Source organism: Prochlorococcus marinus str. MIT 9515, assembly GCF_000015665.1.
GTDB classification, from domain to species: Bacteria; Cyanobacteriota; Cyanobacteriia; order PCC-6307; family Cyanobiaceae; genus Prochlorococcus_A; species Prochlorococcus_A marinus_P.
On sequence record NC_008817.1, the window covers coordinates 1,529,199 to 1,553,171 of the forward strand.

At 31.5% G+C, this 23,973-nt stretch carries 24 protein-coding genes, 2 tRNA genes and 1 pseudogene; 10 read left to right on the plus strand and 17 right to left on the minus strand.

Features of this window, described 5'->3' with window-relative positions:
* The first annotated feature begins 246 nt into the window (after window positions 1-246).
* The 5 genes from ndhN (at window position 247) to recA (ending at window position 3,912) form a co-directional block, all read left to right on the plus strand.
* Window positions 247-717: an NAD(P)H-quinone oxidoreductase subunit N gene (ndhN, locus tag P9515_RS08325; RefSeq protein WP_011821038.1), complete on the plus strand. Its 471-nt coding sequence runs from the start codon at window positions 247-249 to the stop codon at window positions 715-717.
* 2 nt (window positions 718-719) lie between these two features.
* Window positions 720-1,718, plus strand: a complete 999-nt coding sequence (locus P9515_RS08330) for a Light dependent period protein LdpA domain-containing protein (RefSeq protein ID WP_144038790.1) — start codon at window positions 720-722, stop codon at window positions 1,716-1,718.
* A gap of 107 nt (window positions 1,719-1,825) precedes the next feature.
* Window positions 1,826-1,897, plus strand: a tRNA-Gln gene (locus tag P9515_RS08335).
* Window positions 1,898-1,913: 16 nt separating this feature from the next.
* Window positions 1,914-2,690, plus strand: coding sequence for an HAD family hydrolase (locus P9515_RS08340; RefSeq protein WP_011821040.1), 777 nt, complete (start codon window positions 1,914-1,916; stop codon window positions 2,688-2,690).
* 109 nt (window positions 2,691-2,799) lie between these two features.
* Entirely contained in the window at window positions 2,800-3,912 is a 1,113-nt protein-coding gene (recA, locus tag P9515_RS08345; protein ID WP_011821041.1) for a recombinase RecA, read from the plus strand.
* 955 nt (window positions 3,913-4,867) lie between these two features.
* On the opposite strand, the gene P9515_RS08350 is transcribed toward recA, so the two are convergent.
* The 7 genes and pseudogenes from P9515_RS08350 to P9515_RS08380 all read right to left on the minus strand — a co-directional run bounded on the left by P9515_RS08350 (window position 4,868) and on the right by P9515_RS08380 (window position 8,370).
* On the minus strand, window positions 4,868-5,095 hold the full coding sequence (locus P9515_RS08350) for a M protein (RefSeq protein ID WP_011821042.1): 228 nt from the start codon (window positions 5,093-5,095) through the stop codon (window positions 4,868-4,870).
* Window positions 5,096-5,218 (minus strand): annotated as a pseudogene (locus P9515_RS08355) (chlorophyll a/b-binding protein); the annotation flags it as partial. It abuts the gene before it with no gap.
* Between the two features lie 39 nt (window positions 5,219-5,257).
* Window positions 5,258-5,530, minus strand: coding sequence for a chlorophyll a/b-binding protein (locus P9515_RS08360; protein ID WP_011820202.1), 273 nt, complete (start codon window positions 5,528-5,530; stop codon window positions 5,258-5,260).
* Complete coding sequence (locus P9515_RS08365; protein ID WP_041710710.1) at window positions 5,530-5,739, minus strand: high light inducible protein; 210 nt, start codon at window positions 5,737-5,739, stop codon at window positions 5,530-5,532. Before P9515_RS08365 ends, P9515_RS08360 begins: the two co-directional genes overlap by 1 nt.
* Window positions 5,739-5,846, minus strand: coding sequence for a high light inducible protein (locus P9515_RS08370; protein WP_011132751.1), 108 nt, complete (start codon window positions 5,844-5,846; stop codon window positions 5,739-5,741). The genes P9515_RS08365 and P9515_RS08370 overlap by 1 nt, the downstream gene beginning before the upstream one ends.
* 802 nt (window positions 5,847-6,648) lie before the next feature.
* Window positions 6,649-6,894 carry a DUF2839 domain-containing protein gene (locus tag P9515_RS08375; protein WP_011821043.1) on the minus strand — a complete coding sequence of 82 codons (246 nt, stop codon included), beginning with the start codon at window positions 6,892-6,894 and terminating at the stop codon, window positions 6,649-6,651.
* A 27-nt stretch (window positions 6,895-6,921) separates the two neighbouring features.
* A complete protein-coding gene (locus P9515_RS08380) occupies window positions 6,922-8,370 on the minus strand; it encodes an ATP-dependent DNA helicase (RefSeq protein ID WP_011821044.1) in 1,449 nt (482 codons plus the stop codon).
* Between the two features lie 93 nt (window positions 8,371-8,463).
* Here P9515_RS08380 and P9515_RS08385 point away from each other — a divergent pair, with 93 nt between their 5' ends.
* Window positions 8,464-9,303, plus strand: a complete 840-nt coding sequence (locus P9515_RS08385; protein ID WP_011821045.1) for a prephenate/arogenate dehydrogenase — start codon at window positions 8,464-8,466, stop codon at window positions 9,301-9,303.
* Between the two features lie 5 nt (window positions 9,304-9,308).
* On the opposite strand, the gene crtD is transcribed toward P9515_RS08385, so the two are convergent.
* On the minus strand, window positions 9,309-10,814 hold the full coding sequence (crtD, locus tag P9515_RS08390) for a C-3',4' desaturase CrtD (protein ID WP_011821046.1): 1,506 nt from the start codon (window positions 10,812-10,814) through the stop codon (window positions 9,309-9,311).
* Window positions 10,815-10,818: 4 nt separating this feature from the next.
* On the opposite strand from crtD, the gene P9515_RS08395 reads away from it, so the two are divergent.
* On the plus strand, window positions 10,819-11,697 hold the full coding sequence (locus P9515_RS08395) for a fructosamine kinase family protein (protein WP_011821047.1): 879 nt from the start codon (window positions 10,819-10,821) through the stop codon (window positions 11,695-11,697).
* Between the two features lie 7 nt (window positions 11,698-11,704).
* On the opposite strand, the gene P9515_RS08400 is transcribed toward P9515_RS08395, so the two are convergent.
* Window positions 11,705-12,070, minus strand: a complete 366-nt coding sequence (locus P9515_RS08400; protein WP_011821048.1) for a CAAD domain-containing protein — start codon at window positions 12,068-12,070, stop codon at window positions 11,705-11,707.
* A 286-nt stretch (window positions 12,071-12,356) separates the two neighbouring features.
* On the opposite strand from P9515_RS08400, the gene moeB reads away from it, so the two are divergent.
* The gene (moeB, locus tag P9515_RS08405) at window positions 12,357-13,505 is read left to right on the plus strand and encodes a HesA/MoeB/ThiF family protein (RefSeq protein ID WP_011821049.1); all 1,149 of its coding nucleotides are present in this window, start codon (window positions 12,357-12,359) and stop codon (window positions 13,503-13,505) included.
* A gap of 15 nt (window positions 13,506-13,520) precedes the next feature.
* Here moeB and P9515_RS08410 read toward each other — a convergent pair whose 3' ends face one another.
* Window positions 13,521-14,681: a cob(I)yrinic acid a,c-diamide adenosyltransferase gene (locus P9515_RS08410; RefSeq protein ID WP_011821050.1), complete on the minus strand. Its 1,161-nt coding sequence runs from the start codon at window positions 14,679-14,681 to the stop codon at window positions 13,521-13,523.
* Window positions 14,682-14,787: 106 nt separating this feature from the next.
* Between P9515_RS08410 and larE the strand changes: the two genes are divergently transcribed.
* Window positions 14,788-15,612: an ATP-dependent sacrificial sulfur transferase LarE gene (larE, locus tag P9515_RS08415; RefSeq protein ID WP_041710658.1), complete on the plus strand. Its 825-nt coding sequence runs from the start codon at window positions 14,788-14,790 to the stop codon at window positions 15,610-15,612.
* A 10-nt stretch (window positions 15,613-15,622) separates the two neighbouring features.
* Here larE and speD read toward each other — a convergent pair whose 3' ends face one another.
* Window positions 15,623-16,057, minus strand: coding sequence for an adenosylmethionine decarboxylase (speD, locus tag P9515_RS08420; protein WP_011821052.1), 435 nt, complete (start codon window positions 16,055-16,057; stop codon window positions 15,623-15,625).
* A 41-nt stretch (window positions 16,058-16,098) separates the two neighbouring features.
* Window positions 16,099-17,136, minus strand: coding sequence for a DNA replication/repair protein RecF (recF, locus tag P9515_RS08425; RefSeq protein WP_041710659.1), 1,038 nt, complete (start codon window positions 17,134-17,136; stop codon window positions 16,099-16,101).
* A 131-nt stretch (window positions 17,137-17,267) separates the two neighbouring features.
* On the opposite strand from recF, the gene P9515_RS08430 reads away from it, so the two are divergent.
* Window positions 17,268-17,341 (plus strand) — tRNA-Arg (locus tag P9515_RS08430).
* Window positions 17,342-17,352: 11 nt separating this feature from the next.
* On the opposite strand, the gene P9515_RS08435 is transcribed toward P9515_RS08430, so the two are convergent.
* Genes P9515_RS08435 through psaD form a run of 5 tightly spaced genes read right to left on the minus strand, consistent with a single transcriptional unit; the run spans window position 17,353 to window position 23,947 of the window.
* A complete protein-coding gene (locus P9515_RS08435; protein WP_011821054.1) occupies window positions 17,353-17,799 on the minus strand; it encodes a hypothetical protein in 447 nt (148 codons plus the stop codon).
* 3 nt (window positions 17,800-17,802) lie between these two features.
* Window positions 17,803-20,772, minus strand: coding sequence for a phosphoenolpyruvate carboxylase (gene ppc, locus P9515_RS08440; protein WP_011821055.1), 2,970 nt, complete (start codon window positions 20,770-20,772; stop codon window positions 17,803-17,805).
* A gap of 53 nt (window positions 20,773-20,825) precedes the next feature.
* Window positions 20,826-21,944, minus strand: coding sequence for a glutamate--cysteine ligase (gshA, locus tag P9515_RS08445; protein WP_011821056.1), 1,119 nt, complete (start codon window positions 21,942-21,944; stop codon window positions 20,826-20,828).
* Complete coding sequence (locus tag P9515_RS08450; RefSeq protein ID WP_011821057.1) at window positions 21,945-23,465, minus strand: anthranilate synthase component I family protein; 1,521 nt, start codon at window positions 23,463-23,465, stop codon at window positions 21,945-21,947.
* 59 nt (window positions 23,466-23,524) lie between these two features.
* Window positions 23,525-23,947, minus strand: a complete 423-nt coding sequence (gene psaD / locus P9515_RS08455; protein WP_011821058.1) for a photosystem I reaction center subunit II PsaD — start codon at window positions 23,945-23,947, stop codon at window positions 23,525-23,527.
* Window positions 23,948-23,973 lie beyond the last annotated feature (26 nt).

Here is a 23,973-nt window from a genome sequence, read left to right on the forward strand (position 1 = left end):
ATCGAATCTTTTTAAAGTTTCAATGACATTATCAATCAAAAATTTAATTTTAAGGGGTGAGACTTTTCTAAAATTAGAAAGTTTCTCTTCGGATTAAACCAATCCCAGATTTCTCTAACGAAACGCTAAAGATGTAAACCATTCAGAGGCTCGGCTAGCTTGCGAGCTTAAAAAAATTCACCGAATATAAATTGTACATCATCAAGTACCATAAAATGAAATAATATATAGAAAAAAGGAATCTTTATGCCATTACTTCTTTCAGGAAAAAAGTTTCATAATGATTTAAAGAAAAATAAATGTTTAGCAATGTTTGCTCCGCTTGAGGGCGGATATGAAACTCGTCTTTTAAGAAGAATGCGAGCTAAAGGGTTTAAAACCTACATAACATCAGCCAGAGGATTAGGAGATCCCGAAGTGTTTTTATTGAATTTACATGGTATAAGACCACCTCATCTCGGCCATCAAAGTATCGGAAGGAATGGTGCTCTTGGAGAAGTTCAGCAAGTGATTCCTCAAGCATCTGAATTATTTAATGAAAATGATAAGGACAAATTATTATGGCTGTTAGAAGGACAAGTCCTATCACAATCTGAGCTAGAAAACTTAATTAAACTACCTACTGCAGATAATAAACTTAAGATTGTTGTTGAAATGGGTGGTTCGAGAAAACTTGAATGGAAATCTTTAAATGATTATGTTCTGAATGAATTCTGAAATTGAGTTTTTTGAAAAAAAATAAAAAGGGATCAGATAAATGGGTGAAATTAATTTGTGGAGCGAGTAATGAAGATATTGTTGCTATAGAAGATTTATGTGCTATTTATTCCGCTGCTGGAGTTGATTATATTGATGTTGCTGCCGACCAATCCATAGTTCAAGCCGCAAGAAATGGTATCGAATGGGCAAAAGAAGTTTGCGGGGCATCACCCGGTTTGATGATAAGCATTAGTGATGGAAAAGATATACATTTTCGTAAAGCTAAATTTGATCCATTAAAGTGCCCCTCTGATTGTCCTAGGCCATGTGAGAGAATTTGCCCTACCTTTGCAATAGATTATTCTGGTATCAAAGAGAATAAATGCTATGGATGCGGTAGATGTATAAGTAGTTGCCCCCTGAATTTAATTTCTGAATATGAATATAATTTGTCTAATAACGATTTACCATACACCTTAGAAAAAATTAAGCCTGATGCCGTAGAAATTCATACAGAAATCAATCGACTAGATTCGTTTATAAAAGTGGCAAATATTCTTAAAAGTTCAGGGATAAAATTAGAAAAAATATCTGTAAGTTGTGGATTAAATCAATCCAAAAAAGGCCCAAAAGATCTTTTAAAAGCACTCTGGGATAGATATGAAATTCTTTCTGACCATAATGTTCCGCTTATCTGGCAACTAGATGGAAGGCCAATGTCTGGTGATCTTGCTCCAGCGACCGGGAAAGATACAGTTAAATTATGGAATAATATAGGATCTCGTCTTCCACCTGGTTTAATTCAACTAGCAGGAGGAACAAATGAAAAAACCCATGAATTTTTAAAAATAAATAATTTTCCTGATGGAATTGCATTTGGGAGTTCTGCCCGAAAAATAATGCAACCACTTATTGAGTATGCCAATAAAAATAATAAAAAATTATATGAATATCCAGACCAAATGGCTTTAGCAATCAAAAAAGCGCAAAAATTGCTTAATCCCTGGAAAACAACCTAATACCTCCTATTTAGGTAAATAAAAAAATAATTACAGACACTCGAGAATAAATTTTTATATTTTTTTGATAGAAAAAAATCTATTAATGTATTAAAATAAAGTTTCATTGGGCCGTCGCCAAGTGGTAAGGCATCGGGTTTTGGTCTCGACATTCCTAGGTTCGAATCCTAGCGGCCCAGTTTAAAAAAAAATTGCGTGAGCTCTCAAAAATTATTTCTGTTTGATTTTGATGGAGTTATTGTTGATGGAATGAATGAATACTGGCATAGCTCATTATTAGCTTTTGACAAATTTCTCAATTCTCCTGATATATATATTGATAAAAGTCTTTATAAAAAAGTTTCAAGGACTTTCATAGAAATGAGGCCTTGGGTTAAGTATGGATGGGAGATGTTAATCATTGTCCACCAAATTATCAAAAAAGAAAATCCACTAAACAATACCAATAAAACCGATTTCCTAAATAAATATCATCAAAATTGTCAGAAAGTACTTTTAGATAATTCATGGGTTGCTGAAGATTTACAAAGAAGTCTTGATGCAGCGAGGAAATATCAAATAGATAAAGATTTTGACAACTGGATAAAATTACATATTCCATTTTATGAAGTTATAGATTTTATTGAAAAAATAAAGAAGGAAAACATCAAGACCGGTATCATTACAACAAAAGGAAAAATATTTGCAGGAAAGATTATTAAAAAATTAAATATTGTTCCTGAGTTAATTTTTGGTTACGAAGCTGGAACAAAAGTTGAAATTGCTTCACAGCTTTCGAATAAATATGAAATTATGGGTTTCTTAGAAGACAGGAGAAATACACTGATTGATATAAAGCAAAATACTGCTACAAAGAACATACCTTGTTACTTAGCTGATTGGGGCTATTTAAAAAATATTGACAAAACTAATCTGCCTTATGAAATTAAATTATTAAAATTAAAAAGTTTAAAAAATTTACTTGCAATTTAAAGAACTTCGGCTAGAGTACGCATGTACTATGCTCCATAATTATTAACACTAGTATTTTGAAAAATTCTACATTTAGAATAATTATGAGGACTTATCAATAGATTAAAAAATGAGTTTCGAAGAAAGGAGAAAAAAAGATTCAAAGGAATCCTCGTCTAAAGAGAAAGACAAAGCATTAAATCTAGTCTTAGGACAGATAGAAAGAAACTTTGGTAGGGGATCAATAATGAGGCTTGGGGATGCCTCCAGAATGAAAGTAGAAACAATATCTACAGGTGCCCTTACATTAGACTTAGCACTAGGAGGGGGTTATCCAAAGGGAAGAGTCGTCGAGGTATACGGACCTGAGAGTTCGGGAAAAACAACTCTCACGCTTCACGCAATCGCAGAGGTACAAAAAAACGGAGGCATAGCTGCATTTGTCGATGCTGAACATGCTTTAGATCCAGTCTATGCTGCCTCTTTAGGAGTAGATGTTGAGAATTTACTAGTCTCACAACCAGATACAGGTGAAATGGCTTTAGAAATAGTTGATCAGCTCATAAGATCAACTGCAGTTGACCTTGTAGTTGTTGACTCGGTAGCAGCTCTAACTCCAAGAGCAGAAATAGAAGGTGAAATGGGAGATCACGTAATAGGGAGTCAAGCAAGGCTAATGAGTCAAGCGATGAGAAAAATAACCGGCAATATTGGAAAATCAGGATGTACAGTGATATTCCTCAATCAATTACGTTTGAAAATAGGTGTAACATATGGGAATCCAGAGACAACTACAGGAGGTAACGCATTAAAGTTTTATGCGTCAGTAAGACTTGATATTAGGAGAATTCAGACTCTTAAAAGAGGTACAGAAGAATATGGAATAAGAGCAAAAGTAAAAGTAGCAAAAAATAAAGTCGCTCCTCCGTTTAGAATTGCAGAATTTGATATCCTATTCGGTAAAGGCATTAGCACAACAGGATGTTTATTAGATTTAGCTGAAGAGACTAATATCATAATTAGAAGAGGTGCTTGGTATAGTTATGAAGGAGAAAATATTGGACAAGGAAGAGATAACACAATTATTTGGTTGGATCAAAACTTGGAAATAAAGAAAAAAGTAGAAGGTATAGTAAAAAGCAAACTGACAGAAGGGACTGAAGTAAGCTCTAACTCAATGAAGGCATTAAACAGTAATCCAGAAAATGCGGTAATTGCTAATGATATAAAAACAGTAGCTTAGATTCAGAATGAAATAGTTTTAAGTTAATAAAGTCTCTAGAGCCACTTCCAACAAAGGCTTTAAATATAAACTGATAGTCACTCATGTCAAGATTACCCTAAAAAGCTGACAATAAAGATATCACTTGGCTGTTTATGTTCCAAAATTCCTCAGAAAGAAAATCAGGAAAAAACAAAATAGTTAGAAACGTTGAGAATACTCATGCAGCAGCAAGAATTAATAAATGTAGAGTTAAAAAATTAATCCAGTGATAATTCATCCTCATGAAATTAATTATTGTAAGGAGTATCTCCTGTCGTTATTTATAAATCAGTAAAAACTTAATTCTCAAAATGTCAGATTTACTTTAAATTTATGCAAGAATAGGTATTTAAGAGATTAGAGAATCACAAAAATTTACAAATTAGGTTTATTCCAAAAACCAGCATATCTACGCATATACAAATAAAAGCAATTGTACTAATTTCTAATTAACTAAAAAGGAGGGATTAGAAATGATCGATAGTCCACCAGAGAATTTAATTGGATTGGTTTAAACAGCCAGTTTTACTACACATAACTAAGTTAGGAGATTAATTTCTAAAGGCGGAAGTTAATCTCTTTTTTTATCAAAGCAAAACTAGAAAAAAGAATTTGGATTCATACTTAAAAGCAAGGTCTCATGAAAATTTAATTTTTACTAGAAATATACTGAAAATCTACCATTCAATTTCTAATCTTCCTTCTACAAATTTTTTAAAAAATTACCATATCCAATCATGAGAAGTCTTTGGGATTATTAGTGATAGTGTCTAATTAATATAAAATTATTGCTTCTCGAGCAATTACTTTGAGAGAAGTAAATCCTAAATTTATTTTGATGTTAATTAGTTGCTTTTGCCCTTTAGAAATTATTATTACTGGAAAGAGAAAAATATCAAGAAAGATAGTAAAAATTCCAAATCCTTTGAACTAATTATAAATTTTTTAAATCCTGCTCTATTTTCTCTAATTTTTGGTTAAGTTCTTTTTGCTCTTTCAAAAGAGCTTTTTTCTTAATTTGAATTTCTTTGTTAAGAGGAGAATTAAAGTATCTTTGATAAGCAAGGAAAAAAACCGCAAGAGCTACAATAATTCCTAATGCCCCAATTATTAACAACGGAGAAGATGGGAAATCGTAAAAAGGTACTGAAAGAAACCGCATTTAAAAAATTCCAGGGATGATCCAGCCAAAAAGGCCGTAGTTTACTACTAATGCTAAGAATCCCATCATCGCCATTCTTCCATTAGTTCTCTCGGCATTTTGCCAATAGTTAGTTGTTGTTTTTTCCATTTTTGTTTCTGTTTGTTTAGTTAGAATTTGTATTTAAACGAAACCGGGAATAATTTGACCTGTAGTTAGATATGCACCAACTGCAGCTATAAGACCGATCATTGCGAATCTCCCGTTAAGAGTTTCTGCAACAACCTTTTCCTTCTCGATTGTTTTTGTTTTTGTTTTTGTTTTTGTTTCTGTATTAGTCATTTGATTTTTGTTTGAATAGATTAAATTTTCTTCTTGAAATTGTTTAGCTAAATAAGCAACGAGTAGAGCAGTTAAAGATACAATGAAAATCAAAAAATCTGCTAAGGGGCTCATTAGAAAATACCAGGAATGATTTGGCCTGTTGATACGTATGCGCCTAATAGTGCTACGAAACCAATCATTGCCCAACGTCCATTAACTTTTTCAGCATTTTGAGGGTAACTATCGTAAGAAACCGTCTCGTCGATATAAGGACGTGTTTCTGATGGAAACATGTTTTGTCTTCCGCCAGACTCAGTTGTGGTGTATGAAGAGTTTGACATTAGAACCATCCAGGAATAATTTGACCTGTTGTTACATATGCTCCAACTGCTGCAACGAAACCGAGCATTGCTGCCCAACCGTTAAATCTTTCTGCTTCTGGTGTCATAATTAAAAATTGATTATGTAAAGTAATGTAACATAAATATTAATCAATGTAAACAAATTAATCCAAAAAGATGTCATTTTGAACACAAATACACAGTTATGGTACATATCTGCAGAGACTGGCTCGATTATGGTTGATTTTGTTAACAGCCTGTCTCGCGAGAGAAACATAGGTATTTAAAAGAAAATAAAATCATTTAGCTTTTCTCCTTTTACGAACATACATAAATAAAACTGAGGATAGGTATTAGTGAAAATTTCAATTCTTTCAATCGTCACATCCGTTGCTCACGGTAACTTAAACAAACCAGAGATCGTTTCTTTAGTACCTTTCTCAACATACAGTTTATTCTTCTAATAACTTTGTTTCTAGTATCATTTGTTTGAATCCATCTTTTACAAGGTTTTTATAATTATCTAGATTATTTCCTCGTCGAAGCGAAATTAAACCCATGTTTATTTTCGTAAGGGGTTTTACTTTTTTTCATATTTATTCATTTCAGTTATGATCTTTCTAAATCTGTTGCTAGATACATTTTAAGATTTTCTTGTTCCGCCATAACAATATTTCTCTTGCTTAGAAATAATATTCCAACACTCTTTGCAAGAAAATATCCAAGATCGATAATTAATAGATTTGCATCTAAAGTGGACTTTGCCTAACTTGTTGCAAACATCACATTTTTTCATTTCAACGTACTAACTCTGTAAGGCATACTGGTAAGCACCCTTTTCACTAAACAAAAAATAATCTTCATAAACGATTAGCATAGAACTTTAAATTTAAAGTTTTCCAAAAAGCTTCATAATGAATCAGCAGGAGTCCACCAGCCTGCTGCAGGTCCAATTAATCTGACAACTACCCACAGAAGGATTAATCCTCCAATTCCATACCAACTAGCTTTTATGCTTAATTTAATTAAACTATTTTTCTGATTAACCGTAATAGGTAGCCATTTAAATAACCTAGGTGATTGATCTGATTTAGATTTAGATTTGTATTTTTTAGGAGGAAGACCTAACGATTTTCTCCTTTTTGCTTCTCCCATATTAAAAGATATTTCCTGAATAATAACTTAATCGTAAGGAAGCACATAGTTTATTTGTTTAGATGGCTGAATACTTTGCAAAATTGATCTACCCCATTTCCTTTTATTTAATCTTCCATCAAGAATTATTAATTTACCAGAGTTTTTTCTTAGAGGTGAAATTGATCTTTCTAATTTTTGTATTGCCTCCGGAAGTAAAAATTCTCGAAACCAATCTTTGGAAAGATTTATTTTATTTAAAACGGTAATTTCATTTATTGGTTCTGACATATTTGGGATAGGTAGCAGTGGAATAATTATTTGTTCAGGACTTTTTATTAAATAAGAATTATTAATCCACCACACATAACTAGCACATAGAATTTCATTATTATGCGAAGGAATAGTCTCTAGCAAGACTTGCTTTCCATGAGTAGAAGCTAGTTCTGTAGCAAGGTTATGCTTTAAATTAAGATCATCAGATAAAATTAAAGTAAGTCCTTTTCTGAATATTATAAGCTTTTTACACTTATCAATAATAATTTGAGTGAACATTGGATTATTTGGGAGTATTTGTCTGGGCGGAGCATATACTACGATTTTTTTTTCATTAAAATTACTCTTGAAATTCATCACTAAATCAATATCTATACTTTCCTTTTTAAGGTAATTTTGAAAAAAATTATCTTTTCTTAAAGCTGATAAAAAAACAAATTTATTATTATTAAATAATTTTTTAATCAGAGAAAGTTCGTTGATAGGTTCTAAATAAAAATTCCATTCGAAATTTATTTCATCTAAAGTAACCCAGCATGCCCATCCTTCAGATAAAGCATTACTAACTTTTAAAAATTGATCAGAGTATGAAGAATGTTCATAAAAGAATTGTGCAAGAAAATTTATTTCTTCTTTATCTAAAAAAATATATTCATTATTTAAAGATTTCCTTAAGAAAAACTTCTTTTTGAGAAAACTATAAGTGCCAATAATCTTTTGATATGTGGATGATGATTTATCAAAATTATGAAACCAATTTTTTTTCAACAATAAAATTCTAAAATTATTTTTTAAATCTTCTTTTATATTTTCAATCCCAGAGAAGATAATGCGATGATTGTTAGAACTAAAAAGATCTAAATCATGCAATAATTTCTCAAGGGTGATCAAATAAACTCGATGATTTGAAAAAATTATTTGATCATTTTCTAAAATAAAATCAAATCCAAATTTTTTTAAATCACCTAATTGATTTTTTTTTAAAAATTCTATTTTTTCTTGAGATAAAACAAAAGTTGAATTTTCTTCAAATAAGAATAAAGAAATCAACAATGCGGGAATCCAATTATTTGTAGAAAAAATTTCTGAGTTAATCAGATAAGTGTCATTTGTTTTTAAACACTTTGAAATTATTCGTCCAAAAGAATAAATATGGTTCCAATCTGTTTTATGGAATCTAATAAATCTCTTTAAGTATTGATGACTTAAAATTTCAAGCATTATATAATTTTAGTGATGTCCAATAAAGAAAAATCATGATCCTAATATACAAAATATTGGTATTAATATAAAAAGTCTCAAATTAGTAAATCAATGAATATTGGAATTGTAGGTCTAGGCCTTATTGGTGGTTCAATTGGATTAAAACTCCAAAGATTAAACCACACTATTTATGGAGTCACTAATAATAGATCTAATGAAAAAAAGGCAATTAAAAGAAATCTTGCGAATTTTATTAGCTGCGATTTAGGCATTCTTAAAAAATGTTCCCTAATAATATTGGCGTTACCCATTAAAGATCTAATCCATCCTTCCGAAGATCTTGTAAGTGCAATTCCAAAAGAAGCGATAGTAACAGATGTTGGTTCTATAAAAGAGCCAATAATTAGTACATGGGAAAAAATACACCCACTATTTATTGGATCACATCCAATGGCAGGCACTGAAGAAAAAGGAGTTGACTCAGGTTTTGAAAGTTTACTAGAAAATACAAAATGGATAATTACTCCTACACATAAAAGTAATTCAAATTCTCTAAAGGTAATAAGTAATTTGATAACTTCTATGGGGTGTGAAATCTGTAAAGCATCACCAAAAGAACATGATGAAGCTGTTTCTTTAATATCTCATTTACCTATATTCGTTGCCTCTTCATTAATACAAACTGCTAATACAGAGAAAAATAAATCTTTATTAGATCTAACTCAAAAACTTGCTGCGACAGGATTTACAGATACATCAAGAGTTGGCGGGGGTAATCCAAATTTAGGTTTAGATTTGGCTATAAATAATCAAACTAATATCTTGAATGCAATTAAAGAATTTAAAAATAACATTAATGATATTGAAGCTCTAATAAAAAACAAAAATTGGGAATTACTCTCAAAAAAACTGACAGAGGCAAAAGAAATAAGATCAAACTTTATTAATTAAAATTTTCATAAATGAAAATCATTAATTCCTTTAGAAGCTAGAATTTGTCTTGCAACCATTAGTGCGGACTGACTAACACCAGCTGTACCCTCTCCAGGATAAATAGAATCCCCACATAACCATAAACCCTCGAATGGAGTTCTACTTGATAAACCAAATAATCCAAAAATATCAGGATTTTGACCTAAACCACCTACTATTCCATTTGGCCTATTAGTCCATCTTTCAAAACCCATTGGAGTGGCTAATTCCTTATGGAGCCAATTTTCAGAAGAAATATCAAATTGATTTTCTAGTACAATCGAAATTTTTTTGAGATAGTCCTTTTTTTTATTGCTATATGCAGTTTTATCTAAATCAAACCAGTCATTTGTTTTAGTAAAAATACTAGCTATCAATGTCACTTCGCCCTTTGGAGCTCTCCCATCTCCATCCTCACTTATAGAAATAAAAAGTGATCCCAATTCATCAGAAACAACTTGATAATGATTTGATGAGATTAATTTAATATGCTTTTTTTTTAAAGCCGAATAGAACACTAAAGCACCACTTGGCTTAGGAAGGCGTTTTATTGTATTTCTATAATTATGATTTTCATCTAGAGAATTTTTTAGATGTTTCAAAAGAGATTGTGGTGGTGGTGTATAAATTACATTATCTGCGTAGTAATCCACTTCCCCAAGCTTAGATTTTGCACAAACTTGCCAAATCTTTCTTGAATCATCATATTTTATAGAATTTACTTGTTGCTCGAAAAAAATATCGACTCCTGTGTTTTTTAAGGAATGTTCTAAAGCCTCACTTAGAACCTGCATAGATTTTTTTAAATGCCACAGACCATGCGGTTTTTGACACATTTGTAATACTGTAGAACCATATAGAGCTGCTGTGTTATGAACATCTTCTTGTGAATAAAGCTTTAATTGCAAATTAAGAAACTTAATTAATCTCTCGTCATTTGATAATCCACAAAGTCGTAAAAGGTCAAAAATAGTAGATTTTAGCAATATTCCTGTTACTAGATTCGTTGGAACTAATGCTTTGAGAAGTTGTGAAAAATCCCAAAAATTCCTAATAGGTAATACAGGATTATTGTTCGCGAAAGTCCAATTGCTCTGATGAATTAAATTACATAATTGCCAAAATTTACGACTCCCTGGAAACTGCATCTCCCTCTCTTTAATCCATTCATTTTTGTCATACCAAATAGGTATTGCCTTACTTCCATCATTTAAATCAACGATACAAGCTGGATTTAATATTGAGGCTTCAGGGAGAGGAATATTTAGAAATTTAAAAATTTTAGAGTGTATCCCCCCTTCTTCTAATCCTGCTACTTGAGTGGCACCAACATCAAAAATATAATTTTTTCTCTTGAATGTTCCAGCACAACCTCCCGATTGAGTATGTGATTCAATCAGAGTCACTGAAAGCCCTAGTTTTGATAAAATAGCAGCAGAAGTTAATCCTGCTATACCAGCACCAACTACAACAATATCAGTCTTAAACATTAAGATGCAAAAATTATCTCACTTTGAAGTTAGCGAAATTTGTAATCAATTAGGAGAAGGATCACCAAAAAGTATAAAACAAGTTTTTGGAGGAGATATTCACAAATCGTGGGAAATAGAATTTCAAAATGCTAAATTCTTTCTTAAAAGAAATGAAAGAAAAGCCAAATTTCTTAAATTTGAAGAGTTTTGCCTGAAGAATCTTCAAAAATATATTAATTATGAAAACTTAATTATTCCTAAAATAGTTTCTTACATAGAAATTAATAATGTAGAGCTTCTTTTAATGGAATGGATAGATATGAGCAATAGTGATCAACAGAAATTAGGACAAGGTTTAGCAGAAATGCATATTGAATCAAATAAATTTAATCCACAAAGTTTTGGCTGTCCTGTAGATGGTTACATAGGAACCAAAAATCAAACAAAAGGGTGGAGAGAAAATTGGATTAAATGTTTTATAGATTTAAGAATTGAGCCTCAATTAGCTATTTTAGACAAAGACTTTTTAGAAATTAATATTAAAAATAAAATAAAGTCAAAAATTGAATCTGAATTACATTACCATGAACCATTTAATGCTCTTGTTCATGGAGATTTATGGTCGGGAAATGTTGGAGTAAATCAAACTAGTAAAGGTGTAATATTTGACCCTGCAAGTTGGTGGGCTGATTGTGAGGTAGATATTGCTATGACGAAATTATTTGGGAATTTTAGAAGTGAATTTTATGAAAATTACTATAAAATTATCCCAATTAAAAAAGGATTTGAAAAAAGAACTATAGTTTATAATTTTTATCATGTATTAAATCATGCCAATATGTTTGGAGGTTCATATTGTCATCAAGTAAAAGACTATATCAAGAAAATATTGAGTTTTTAAACTAAATTTATCCTAAATAAGTTTTTTTAAGATTTTGAACCCTTTCTAAAACTGCTTCACGATTTTCACTAGTACGAAGATTTTGCCAACTCCACTGACCAGCTACGACTACACCTAGAAGTTCTAGTAATCCTGGGAGAATTGGGAAAAAGTTAATCGTGTCAATAACAATTTTAATTATTATCTGGGCGATAACTACAACTGCAATTACGCCTGCTGCTTTACCATATTTTCCCATTTGAGTCCAATCAATAGTTCCAAGTGTTTCATTGATTTTTCCCATTACATCAGAATACTTCTCTGAAAAGCTTTTATTTTCTGAGTTTGTATCGGAGCCGGAGTCTTGATTTGACTCAGGAGTGTTGTCACTCATGAATTCAGTCAACTTAATATATGAACCAGACAGTATCGGAAAATTTGTCTGTTGACTACCTTTTTGTCATGCATAATTCAGAACCGAAACATTTTGTATTTCGCAAGACTTGTTGATATATATACAGTTTTAAGATATTTGACCTCAAATTTGATTTACAAAAACTTCACAATATCGTCTTGTTCTAACAAAAAACATTAAAAAACCACATCAACAGAAAAAAATAAAAAGTCTAAAATAATTTTTTAAATTATTATATTTTCATAGATTATTTATAAAAACAAGAATGAAAATATCAATTGATCACAAATCTGATTCCTTAACTTTAGATGAAGAAGATAGATACAAGAGACATTTAACACTCAATGAAATAGGATTAAAGGGACAATTAAAACTTAAACGCAGTTCAGTAGTTTGTATTGGCGCAGGAGGTTTAGGCTCTTCTGTATTAATTTATCTTGCCGCTGCAGGAATTGGAACAATAGGAATAGTTGATAATGATCAAGTTGAGAAGTCGAATCTACAAAGACAAATAATTCATGAAACAAATACAGTTGGGGATTTAAAAATTGATTCTGCTCAAGAAAGAATTAGAAGATTGAATCCTAATATTGAAGTAATAACTTTTGCTGAACGAATTAACTCAAATAATATTCTCGATATTATTAATCAATTTGATATTGTTTGTGATTGTTCAGATAACTTTGGTACTCGTTATTTAATAAACGATGCTTGCTTAATACTTGATAAACCTTTAGTTTTTGGAAGCGTTCAAGGATTTGAAGGCCAAATCAGTGTTTTTAATCTAAAAAAAAATAGTCCCAATTTAAGAGACTTACTCCCGGAATCGCCTTTAAAAAATAATATTCCTAGCTGCGAAGAATTTGGCGTTATAGGAGTTTCAACTGGTCTTATAGGAGTTTTACAAGCAAATGAAGCAATAAAGATTATTCTTAAAAAAGGGCAAATTCTTGATGGGAAGATTTTGATTTTCAACCTTCTCAATATGAATATAAAAACATTGACTTTAAAAGCTGATAAATTTACAAATACGATTAATGACCTTTCTGAGTTTGAAGATTTTTATAAAGACATTGAATGTCAAGATAATATAAAAATTAATAAAATAGATTCCACGACATTTGAAACACTATACAGATCAAATTATAATAATCTACTAATAATAGATGTTAGAGAAAAAGAGGAATTTAATAAATACTCTATTAAAGGAGCGATATCTATACCACTTAATAATCTAGACCAAAAACCACACCTAGAATTTATCAAACAAGAAAGTTTGGATAAAGAAGTATTTACATTATGTCAAGCAGGAAAACGATCTGAAAAAGCTTCAAAGATTTTGATGAAATTTAAAATCTCATCAAAATCAATTGAAGGAGGAATTGCAAATATTAAACAACTAATTTTTCATTAACATACTGAATAAACTTTAATAATCTACCCCTCTTTTTAAATCAACTCCAAGATTCGCATAATGCTTGTGACAAACCATTTCAGAATATACATCAGCTAATTCGAAATATGAAGGTTCATTTTTACATCTTCCAGTAATTACTACTTCTGTATCGGCGGGTTTTTTAAGGAGAGTTTGATAAATTGATTCAACTGGTAAAAGTTCTAAATCAACAGTTGGATTGAGTTCATCTAAAATTATTGTCTTATATAAACCACTCAGAATTGCCGCTTTAGCAATTTCCCAAGCTCGCTCTGCTTCTACGTAGTCAATTGGTTGTTGCTGCCCCCTCCATACAATTGCATCTCTACCAGAACGTAGATGATCAACTAAATGTGGATAACTCTCTCTGAGAGCTTCAATTGCTGCATCTTCGGTATAACCATTACCACCTTTTAGCCATTGCAAGATTAATACTCTATGACTCTTATCTTGAGATATTCCTTTACCAATAGCTTGAAGAGCTTTACCAAGTGCACTAGTAGATTTACCTTTTCCCTCGCCAGTATAAACTTCAATTCCACCAGAATTCTTAAATTTTTCATGAAAGGTATTTGAATCGCCTTTTAAACGAGGTCTCATTTCTGAATGAAGTTGAGATATTCGTATCAATGAAGAAGGTGCTGCCCTACCTGTGATAATCACTTCCAAACCATCAGGTCTGTTTTGAAGAGAATTAACTACCTCCTCAATATTAAGCATCCCTAAATCTAAAACTGGATTTAATTCATCAAGAACAACAACAGAATAAAGGGAACTGGCAATTGCTCCTTTTGCAATATTCCAACCTCTTTCGGCCTCCATTTTATCGGATTTTGTAACTTGGTCAGCATCAAAAAATTCAGATCTCCCAGTCCTTACATGATCAATCAGGTGTGGGAAACCTCTTTGTAAGGCTTCTATTGCGGAATCTTCATCATATGACCTCTCAGGGCCTTTTAAGAATCTAAGTAACAGTACTCTGGACTGTCTCTTTTCGCATATACCTAAACCTATTGTTCTTAATACCACTCCTAAAGCAGCCTGACTTTTACCCTTACCTTCCCCATCATAAATATGTAATTGGCCCTTAGATCTTTCTTGACTGTCATTTGCAGTGACAATTCCAACACCTCTATTTCTACTTGTATTTGTCACTTTAAAAAAGTTAGTAAATTTAATCTAAGATATAGTTAATAATATTATTAAAAATTTAATAATATATAAATCTATTCATAATTTCTTAAATTTTTAAAACTTAAGTATGTTTTATCAACTTGAAAATCTCTCTGATGAACAAAGTGAAAAACTACAAACAATTAGAAATTTCATGAAGAATCTAAATAGTGTTTGTGTCGCCTATTCTGGAGGAGTAGATAGTACATTAGTAGCCTCTTTAGCATTCGAGCAATTAGGGAGTAAAGCAATAGCTGTAACTGGTGTTTCGCCTGCACTAGCTAAAACATTATTGGATGAAGCAAAAAGTCAAGCAAAATGGATTGGGATTAATCATTTAGAAATTGAGACCTCAGAACTAGATCAATCAAGTTATAGTAAAAATCCTAAAAATAGATGTTTTGCATGCAAAAAAGAGCTTCACAAACACACCACATACTTATCTAAAAAACTTAACTACAAAATTGTATGTGATGGAGTGAATCTTGATGATCTAGGCGACTACAGGCCTGGGATTAAAGCAGCAAAAGATGCAGGTGTTGTATCTCCCTTAGCAAAATTCAACTTCACAAAAAAAGATATAAGGGATATCTCAAGAGCATTGGGTTTCCCTTGGTGGGATAAACCTGCTCAACCTTGTTTATCATCAAGATTTCCTTATGGCAATGAAATAACAAACGAAAGACTAGGCATGGTAGAAAAAGCAGAAGAATATATTAAAAAAAGAGGCATATCAGAAGTTAGGGTAAGGTGTCATGGTTCTACCGCGAGAATAGAAATTCCCAAAGATGAATTCAAATTATTTTGTAAAGAATATGATTTTCATGAATTAATTAACTATTTTTCTAACCTAGGATTCAAATGCACCAGCCTAGATCTTGAAGGCTTAGTCAGCGGCAAGCTAAATCGATAAATATCGAAATTTAAATTATTTTTCTTACTTGATTATGTATTTCCAAAGGAGGATTCCTATTAATTACACGTAGGAGATGCTCTTCAGCCATTAAAGCTTGAATTAAGTATTGACAAGAAATATCGGGCTTCATATTTTGGCCACATGTAAAAATATCAACTGCAGAATAATGCGCTTCAGGCCATGTATGTATTGAAAGATGAGATTCAGCTAGTAAAGCAATTGCTGTAACTCCCTGAGGTTCAAATTTATTACTTATTAGATTTAAGATTGTTGCATTAGCTAGTTTGGCAGCATTATTTAATGTACAACGCAGAAAAGATTCATCATTCAATTTTTCATAATCACATCTATAAAGTTCTAACAAAAAATGCTTACTTTTATAGATTAATTTCTTCTCATCATTAAATGCTTTAAAAGTTTTATTTTTTTTGGGAACATCCATTAATATATTTTTTAAGTTAGGTAAAAATTACAACTTTTCCATTATAAATGAATCATTTGTGATGAGCTTATAAAAGATTGATTGAATGTATCTAAATGCGTCGCACTTATAAAACATTGACTCTCTTTCCCTACCGAATTTAATAACAAATTTTGCCTATTCATGTCAAGCTCAGCCAAGACATCATCTAATATCAGAAGGGGAGGTAAATTTATCATGTTACGCAATAAATCGAGTTCAGCCATTTTTAGAGCCAAAATAAAAGTCCTTTGCTGCCCAGATGAGCCATATTTCCTTAAAGAGATATCATTGATAAGAAATTCGATATCATCACGATGAGGACCAAAGCTACATTTACCAGTTAATGCCTCTATTGCCCTCTGCTTTTGTAATTGGTCCACCATTTGATTACTTATCACTTCTTCTTCTTCTTCAGCCTCATCTATATTTTCAAAACTAGAAAGATAATTTATACTGATTTGCTCTTTGGATTTACTTAAATGATTATGCCAATATTCAACATACGGTCTAATTCTTGATATTGCTCTTCTCCTACGCCTAAAAATTCTTGTGCAAATTAATGACATTTGAATATCAAAACTTTCAATAACTTCTGAAGATTGATCTTTTTGAAAGCTTTCTGAACGCCAAAAATAACTTCTTTGTTTTAAAAGTCTATTAAATCTATGAATCAGTTCTACATATATCGGTTCAAGCTGAGATACAACTCTATCAATCCAAGTTCTTCTATAGCCAGGTTCACTTTTAACAATGTTGATATCATTTGAGCAGAAACATACACTTCTAATATAATTTTTAATTTCACTCTGTTTTTTCAATAAAGAATCATTAACATAAATCTTTTTAGATCCTTTCCTAAATAAATTCACTTTCAAATCATCAGTAAAATCGATTTGGCCATATATAACTGCCATCTCGCTATCATTTTTTATTAAATCCTTATCACTTAATGCTCTACTAGATCTTAATTGGCTAAGAACTTCAACTGATTCAAGCAAATTCGACTTACCTATACCATTACAACCAAGAATAATAGCTCTTTGCTCATGAAGATCTATCTCAAAACTTTTATGGTTTCGAAAATTTTTTATTTTTAAGTTATTTAAAAAAATTTTTTTTAATGCGTTCCTTAGTTAAATTAGCTAAATTTATGATATTTAGAATTTCTTTAAAGAAATTGAAAAATTCAGGGCATGTAGCTCAGTTGGATAGAGCATCAGATTCCGGTTCTGAGTGTCGGGGGTTCGACTCCCTCCATGCTCGTAATTAAAAATTTAAAGTTTATAACCCATTACCCTAATACCATTTGGGTCTAATATAAATCCACGTTCTTCTAAACTTTTGAATGAAGATACTGGGGCTTGTACAGAGATACTACATCCTGGCATTTCCCTATTAATTTTTTCAAGAGTCGATTGAAGCAATACTGAGTAAAAAACATTTTGATTTTTACCTGGCTCAGCGCTTAAATTCCATAAATTAGCATTCAGTCCTCTATCTGAAGTAACCCTAACAAAGCCACATAGCTTATTCTTAAATTCGCTTTGGATAGAAAAGAAGAAATTACTATTCTTAATAGCAAGAGATAACTTTTGTATAGGAAATGAATCACAACCACAATTTACTAAAAGTCTATTTACATCCTTAGCAATAGGAAATTGAGAAGAACTAATAAAATAGCCCTCTGGGAGTATTAGTTTTTTAGTAGAAAAATATTGCAATGATTATCCTGTATTTCTCATCCCTGCCGCGATTCCGTTAATTGTTAAAAGTGCGCCCCTTAAAAGTTCACTACGACTATAAGCTCTTTCAGATTCATTTCTTTCATTTAAAAACTCACTAATTGGAGGTTGTCTTGTTTGATCTCTCAGTCTTCTTAAAAGTGAAACCTGCAAAAATCCCAAAGGAATTATCGTTTTATTTCTTAAGTTTACAGATAATCGCAAGTCTCTATCAGATTCCAAAAGCTTATTTTTACCTGTTATTTCGAGAACTAAAGATTTAGTAAGATTATATTCTTTAGAGATAACATCAAAAATATCACCAAATGACTTTGCATTTTCTTTACTTCCAAGTGTATCTACATAATATTTCGCGACTTCTAGATCAACTTTAGATAATGTCATTTCTACTTTAGAAATAAGCATCCTAAAAAAAGGCCATCTTTGATGAAGTACTCTTAGTAATTCAATTTGTTCAGGATCTGATTTTAATTCAACTGATAACGCAGTACCCACTCCAAACCAACTTGGCAAAAGAAATCTACTCTGTGTCCATCCAAAAACCCATGGTATTGCTCTTAAACTTGATAAATCCTTTGCACCTTTTTTTCTTCTTGCAGGTCTACTGGATATCTGCAATTTACTAATTTCTTCGATGGGAGTTACCTCTTGAAAAAAAGTGAGTAAGTTAGGATTCTCATGCACTAATTTTCTATATTGAATTCTCGAAGTTTCTGCCAACCTAGTCATTAAATCGTTCCATTCTGGCGTTGCATCAAGTCTATTAATGACTAAGCTATTTTGAATAACTGCTGTTGTGACTGTTTCCAAATTATATAAAGCCAATTCAGGAAGACTATATTTAGACGCTAAAACTTCTCCTTGTTCTGTAATTTTTATTCTGCCTTTGAGCGTACCGCTAGGCTGGGCTAATATCGCTTGATAAGCAGGACCTCCCCCTCTTCCTACTGAACCTCCTCTGCCATGAAATAGCCTTAAAAGTATATTGTTTTTGCTTGAAAGATTTTGAAGGGCAATTTGAGCTCTATGTATTTCCCAATTACTAGATAAGAAACCTGAATCTTTATTACTATCAGAATAACCCAACATTAACTCTTGAATCGGTTTAAACCTTTCTCCAACTTTTGGTAATAATGATCTATAAAAATCTAATTGAAATAATTGCTCCATTACTTCAGGAGCTCTTTTCAGATCCTCAACAGTTTCAAAAAGAGGGACAACAAGCAATTTCGACTTTTGGGAACTTTGATCGATAAGTCCCATTTCCTTTGCTAAAAGAAGTACTTCAAGCAAATCAGATGCACTATGACTCATTGAAATGACATATGAATGACAAATACGGCTACCAAATTCTTCCTGCAATCTTTTAACCATTTTAAAAACTGAGAAAGTTTCTTCAGTACTTTTTGTCCAGCTAACTTCAGCTGGAATTAAAGGCCGTTTTGTATTTAATTCATCTTTGAGCCATTCTATTCTCTCTATTTCAGGCATTTGATCATATTTTTTAGGCAACTCAAGATAATTAGTTAATTCTTGTATTGCATCACTATGTCTAGTACTCTCCTGACGTATATCCAAACTTGCTAAAGAAAAACCAAAAATATGTACTTGAGTTAATAATTTACTTACTGCTTCACATGTTAAATCAGTACTATTAAGACTATTTTTAATTAATTCCAAATCATAAGTAAATTCGTCAACAGATCTGTAATGTAATTTTTCAACTAATTCAATATTTTTATTATCTGATTCTCGTTCTAAAGAAAATTTCCAACCGGCTTCTGCAAGTAAATTATTCCTTTCTTTAGTTAATCTTAATTTTTCTAAAATATAACTCAATTTCAATCTATATGGCTCTGATCTATATCTTGTAGCCCTTGCTTCATAAATTTCCGGAAACTGCACTCTATCTGTCTCTAAAGATTCAAGAAGGGATGAGCTGACTTGGCTCCATTGCATTGAAACACTTAATTGATCTCTAAGATTAGAGGTTGCGCTAATATATCTTTCCAACATTAATTTTCTTTGGTAACAAGCAGTCCTCCAAGTTATTTCTGGAGTAACTGATGGATTCCCATCCCTATCAGAACCAACCCATGATCCAAATGTACAAAAAGATTCAGTTGGCATCTGTACGTCTGGGTAATTTTCAGTAAGAGCTGAAGAAATTCTCCCTCTTAACTGAGGCATCGCATTAAAGAGAACTTGTTGAAAATAATGTAAAGCATAATCAACTTCATCTATTACAGATGGTTTGAACTGATGCAACTCATCAGTTCTCCACCATAATCTAATCTCTTCTTTTAATTGTATTTTGAGTGATTTAATATCTTCAACGGTTAAAAATTTTTCAACCTGTATTTTTTGAAGCAAATTAGCTACTCTAGTTTGCTTATGCCTAATTGTATGTCTAACTATCTCTGTAGGATGAGCCGTAAAAACTAAGCGAATATCCATTTCTTGCAATAGTTCCTCTAATTTGCCTGGTGGAACATTTAATTTTCTAAGCCTGTAGAATAACTCCCTAAATGTTACTGGAGCATTTTGCCTAGCTAAAGCAGGTGCGAAAGGATCCAGATTATCATGGGATTTTTGATTGTTTTTATTAGTAAAGCTTTGAATATATCTATCTTCCTCAACTCTTTGTTCCAAAATATTAACTAGCTGGAAATATAATGAAAAAGCTCTTGCGGCTGAAATCGATTCAGCTAAATCCATGGAGTTCACAATATCAACTATTTCGTTCTTAAAAGTTCTGGAAATATCTTCTTCCACTTGATTACAATAACTTAATTCTTTAAGCTTCATTAAGCGATTTGCTTGATCATTTGGGCATTCTTCCCTTAATACAGACTCCCACAAATCCTCTATCAATAAACGATTTTTATCTAAAGGATCATTATTACTTATCAGATCCACATTATGATTTTTTAATTGTTTCATAGATTCCATATAGTTATTATGTCATAGGTGAATATCTTGGGATCAAATATTTCTTTCAAAGTTTAAATACTTTTTTGTTCAGTTTTTATCATTTCTCTAATAGTATATTTCATAATATCCTCAATAGATAATCCTTCTCTATATTGCTTAATCCAATTCATAGATTGATTTCCTTCATCAAGAACTTTATAGATAGGTTTCAAAAGATGAACCATATCAAATTTTTCTGCAGTTAGAGATAACTCCACTAATAAATCTCTTATCCATTCTCTACAAATCACTTTCTTCCCATCTCTCCAATGAATTAATTCAGCGTCTAAACTGTTTTGTGCAGCTTTTATTTCATTTTGATCGCATATTTTTGTTAATTGATCCATAGAAAACTGACTAGTAATTAACGGATCTAAAGTCGTCATATTTTCAAATAGATGAATAACTCTAAGTTCAAGTAAGGCCGTTATTGCCAACAATAAATCAATATCTGAAACATAATCACAAATCCTTAATTCCAAACGGTCTAAAACATGGGGTCTTTGAGGACCATTTGGGCGAATAGAAGACCAAAAATGTCTAATATTATGCATTTTTCCCTTCTTAATATTTTCATCAATCCATTGTATATAGTTTTCATGATTATTAAAAAATGGCACTTTGTTTGGTGTTTTAGGGAATTGGATCCATCTCTGTGAATGATTATTAGTAATTTTATTATTCAAAAAAGGAGAGCTTGCACTTATTGATAAATACAAAGAAGCCTCACACCTAACAAGTCTAATAGCAGCAAAAAGTTTATCTAAATTATCAATACCTAAATTTATATGAACACTTGAAGTAGCAATTGATATGCCATAGTTATCTTGAATAAATTGATGATAAACATTATTTTTATCAGAACGTTGAAACTTACTATCATGTTTAAAACACAATGTAGATGAAGGAATTATGGTCAAATCTCTATTACTTAACCATTGCCTTAAATGCTTTCTAGGCTCTAATAAGTTTTGATAACTGACTTTATAATCTTTTTCTGGATTTGTAATATATTCGACATTTCTGTTATCCGGCTCTTTGACAAAATTCGAAAATGTTTTTTCTATCTCATCAGAAACTCCAATATGATTATTTTTAGAACCAGTAAAGAGTTCGACTTCAAAGCCTTTATACAAATTATAATTATGCATTTATCTATCCAAACAAGCCAATGACATCAATATTCCTTTAGCTTTATTGATGGTCTCTTGATATTCGTTCACAGGAGATGAATCTGCGACTATCCCAGCGCCAGCTTGAACAGAAACTGTATATTCCCCTTCATTCGAGGGTTTAACAATCATTGTTCTTATCGTTATTGCAGTATTTAGTGCACCATTTATATCTATAGATCCATAAACACCAGCATATGGCCCTCTAGCATCTTTTTCAAAATTCTTAATTAGCTGCATAGCTCTTATTTTTGGTGCCCCAGTTACTGTACCAGCAGGAAAACATGCTTTAAACAAATCCCAAACTCCTTTATTCTTTTTCAAAACACCCTCAACTTCGCTTACTATGTGCATAACATGTGAATACTTTTCGATTATCATCAAATCTTTAACCTCTACCGTACCCGTTTCGCATACTCTTCCTAAATCATTTCTTCCAAGATCAATAAGCATTACATGTTCAGATATCTCTTTTGGATCACTTAATAACTCTTCCTCAAACTTCAGATCTTGTTCTGCATCTTTACCTTTTGGTCTAGTCCCAGCTATAGGTCGAAGGCTAGCAACAATTTGATTGTTTTTATTCTTCTCTGCTTTAACCATTACTTCAGGACTAGAACCTATGAGATACCATGTTCCAAAATCAAAGAATGCCATATAAGGAGAAGGATTAACCATCCTTAAACTCCTATATAGATTGAAGGGATCACTTTTAACCTTCGCTTGAAATTTTTGACTTATAACAATCTGAAAAATATCACCTTTTTTAATATATTCTTTTGCAGAAACGACTGCATCTTCAAATTCTTTTTTATTCCAATTACTTGAAATTTCAATATTCAAGTCTCTACTTTCATTCCAATTTAGAACCTCTGTTTCTTTAAGTGGAAGTCTCATTAAATCCCGAATTGTATCAATTTTTAAAATAGAATCTTTATAAATTCTCTCAATATTAGATGCAGATGCGCTAGCGGTATCAGCATAGACTACTGCAGTTATACATCTTTTCATTTGATCAAATATTACTAATTGATCAAAAAACATCCAAGAACCATAGGGTATTTCTTTCTCCTCTAACTCATTAATAGGAACATTAGGTTCTACATAATTAATTAATTCATAGCCCCAAGAACCATATAACTGTCCAATGTAAGGTAAATTTTCTAAACTATAAGACTTATATTCTTCTGTCCAAGTTTTTAATAAATCAAAAGGATCTTCATTGTATATTGTACTTTTTCCACAACTCCAAGTTTTAATAGTTTTTTTACCATGACAAACAGCTTCCCACAGAGGATTAACAGCTACGATGCTCCATCTGCCAACATTTTCTCCACCTTCAACCGATTCAAGAAAGACACCATGTGAATTTTCATTTGAAAGTTTCAGCCATGTTGATAATGGGGTCTCTAAATCTGCAGGCCAAGTTTTGATAAGAGGTATAAAATTTTTACCTTCTTTATAAGCCTTATAAAAAATATCTTTTTGAGAACTGCTCATACTAATAATTTCAGCCCAAATTATAATTATATTTGTCTTTCATATCAACTTTCGAAAATTTATTCAAAAGTTTTTTTAGTTGTAAATTTTAAACCTGCAGGATTTGGATTCTCTCCTATTCTTCTTGGATTATGGCCAACTTTTTCTCTGCCCTCATTAACTTTTTCGGGGAATACTCCATCTTTTGGATGTAAGAATTCAATATCTCCCCCAGGGAAAATTCTATAAATCTTAAATGCTTCAATCCTAGGTTTAAAACCCCTCAATTGAGTACCTAGAGCTAAACATTGTTCCTTTCTGGCAAAGTACATTAAATTATCTCCCTCATGCATAACAGCAGCCCCACCAGTTGGTAATTCAAATGCTTGTTCCTTTGAGCTATTCCACGAAATTGCATATTTCTCCTCAGTTTCGGCAGAGTTTAGTAACCCGCCAGTACTGCCAATATGCTTTGGAAATTGACCAACTAAAGTTTCAGTCATCCTAGTTTTGAAGTTATTTCTTATAA

Excerpts from the sequence above, each read along its gene's own strand:
- larE (WP_041710658.1), top strand. The coding sequence starts at position 14,788 with ATGTTTTATCAACTTGAAAATCTCTCTGATGAACAAAGTGAAAAACTA.
- P9515_RS08375 (WP_011821043.1), bottom strand. The coding sequence starts at position 6,894 with ATGGGAGAAGCAAAAAGGAGAAAATCGTTAGGTCTTCCTCCTAAAAAA.
- recA (WP_011821041.1), top strand. The coding sequence starts at position 2,800 with ATGAGTTTCGAAGAAAGGAGAAAAAAAGATTCAAAGGAATCCTCGTCT.
- moeB (WP_011821049.1), top strand. The coding sequence starts at position 12,357 with ATGAAAATATCAATTGATCACAAATCTGATTCCTTAACTTTAGATGAA.
- ppc (WP_011821055.1), bottom strand. The coding sequence starts at position 20,772 with ATGGAATCTATGAAACAATTAAAAAATCATAATGTGGATCTGATAAGT.
- psaD (WP_011821058.1), bottom strand. The coding sequence starts at position 23,947 with ATGACTGAAACTTTAGTTGGTCAATTTCCAAAGCATATTGGCAGTACT.
- crtD (WP_011821046.1), bottom strand. The coding sequence starts at position 10,814 with ATGTTTAAGACTGATATTGTTGTAGTTGGTGCTGGTATAGCAGGATTA.
- speD (WP_011821052.1), bottom strand. The coding sequence starts at position 16,057 with ATGGATGTTCCCAAAAAAAATAAAACTTTTAAAGCATTTAATGATGAG.
- P9515_RS08400 (WP_011821048.1), bottom strand. The coding sequence starts at position 12,070 with ATGAGTGACAACACTCCTGAGTCAAATCAAGACTCCGGCTCCGATACA.
- P9515_RS08450 (WP_011821057.1), bottom strand. The coding sequence starts at position 23,465 with ATGAGCAGTTCTCAAAAAGATATTTTTTATAAGGCTTATAAAGAAGGT.
- P9515_RS08350 (WP_011821042.1), bottom strand. The coding sequence starts at position 5,095 with ATGCGGTTTCTTTCAGTACCTTTTTACGATTTCCCATCTTCTCCGTTG.
- P9515_RS08385 (WP_011821045.1), top strand. The coding sequence starts at position 8,464 with ATGAATATTGGAATTGTAGGTCTAGGCCTTATTGGTGGTTCAATTGGA.
- P9515_RS08380 (WP_011821044.1), bottom strand. The coding sequence starts at position 8,370 with ATGCTTGAAATTTTAAGTCATCAATACTTAAAGAGATTTATTAGATTC.
- ndhN (WP_011821038.1), top strand. The coding sequence starts at position 247 with ATGCCATTACTTCTTTCAGGAAAAAAGTTTCATAATGATTTAAAGAAA.
- P9515_RS08360 (WP_011820202.1), bottom strand. The coding sequence starts at position 5,530 with ATGAGCCCCTTAGCAGATTTTTTGATTTTCATTGTATCTTTAACTGCT.
- P9515_RS08365 (WP_041710710.1), bottom strand. The coding sequence starts at position 5,739 with ATGTCAAACTCTTCATACACCACAACTGAGTCTGGCGGAAGACAAAAC.
- P9515_RS08370 (WP_011132751.1), bottom strand. The coding sequence starts at position 5,846 with ATGACACCAGAAGCAGAAAGATTTAACGGTTGGGCAGCAATGCTCGGT.
- gshA (WP_011821056.1), bottom strand. The coding sequence starts at position 21,944 with ATGCATAATTATAATTTGTATAAAGGCTTTGAAGTCGAACTCTTTACT.
- P9515_RS08395 (WP_011821047.1), top strand. The coding sequence starts at position 10,819 with ATGCAAAAATTATCTCACTTTGAAGTTAGCGAAATTTGTAATCAATTA.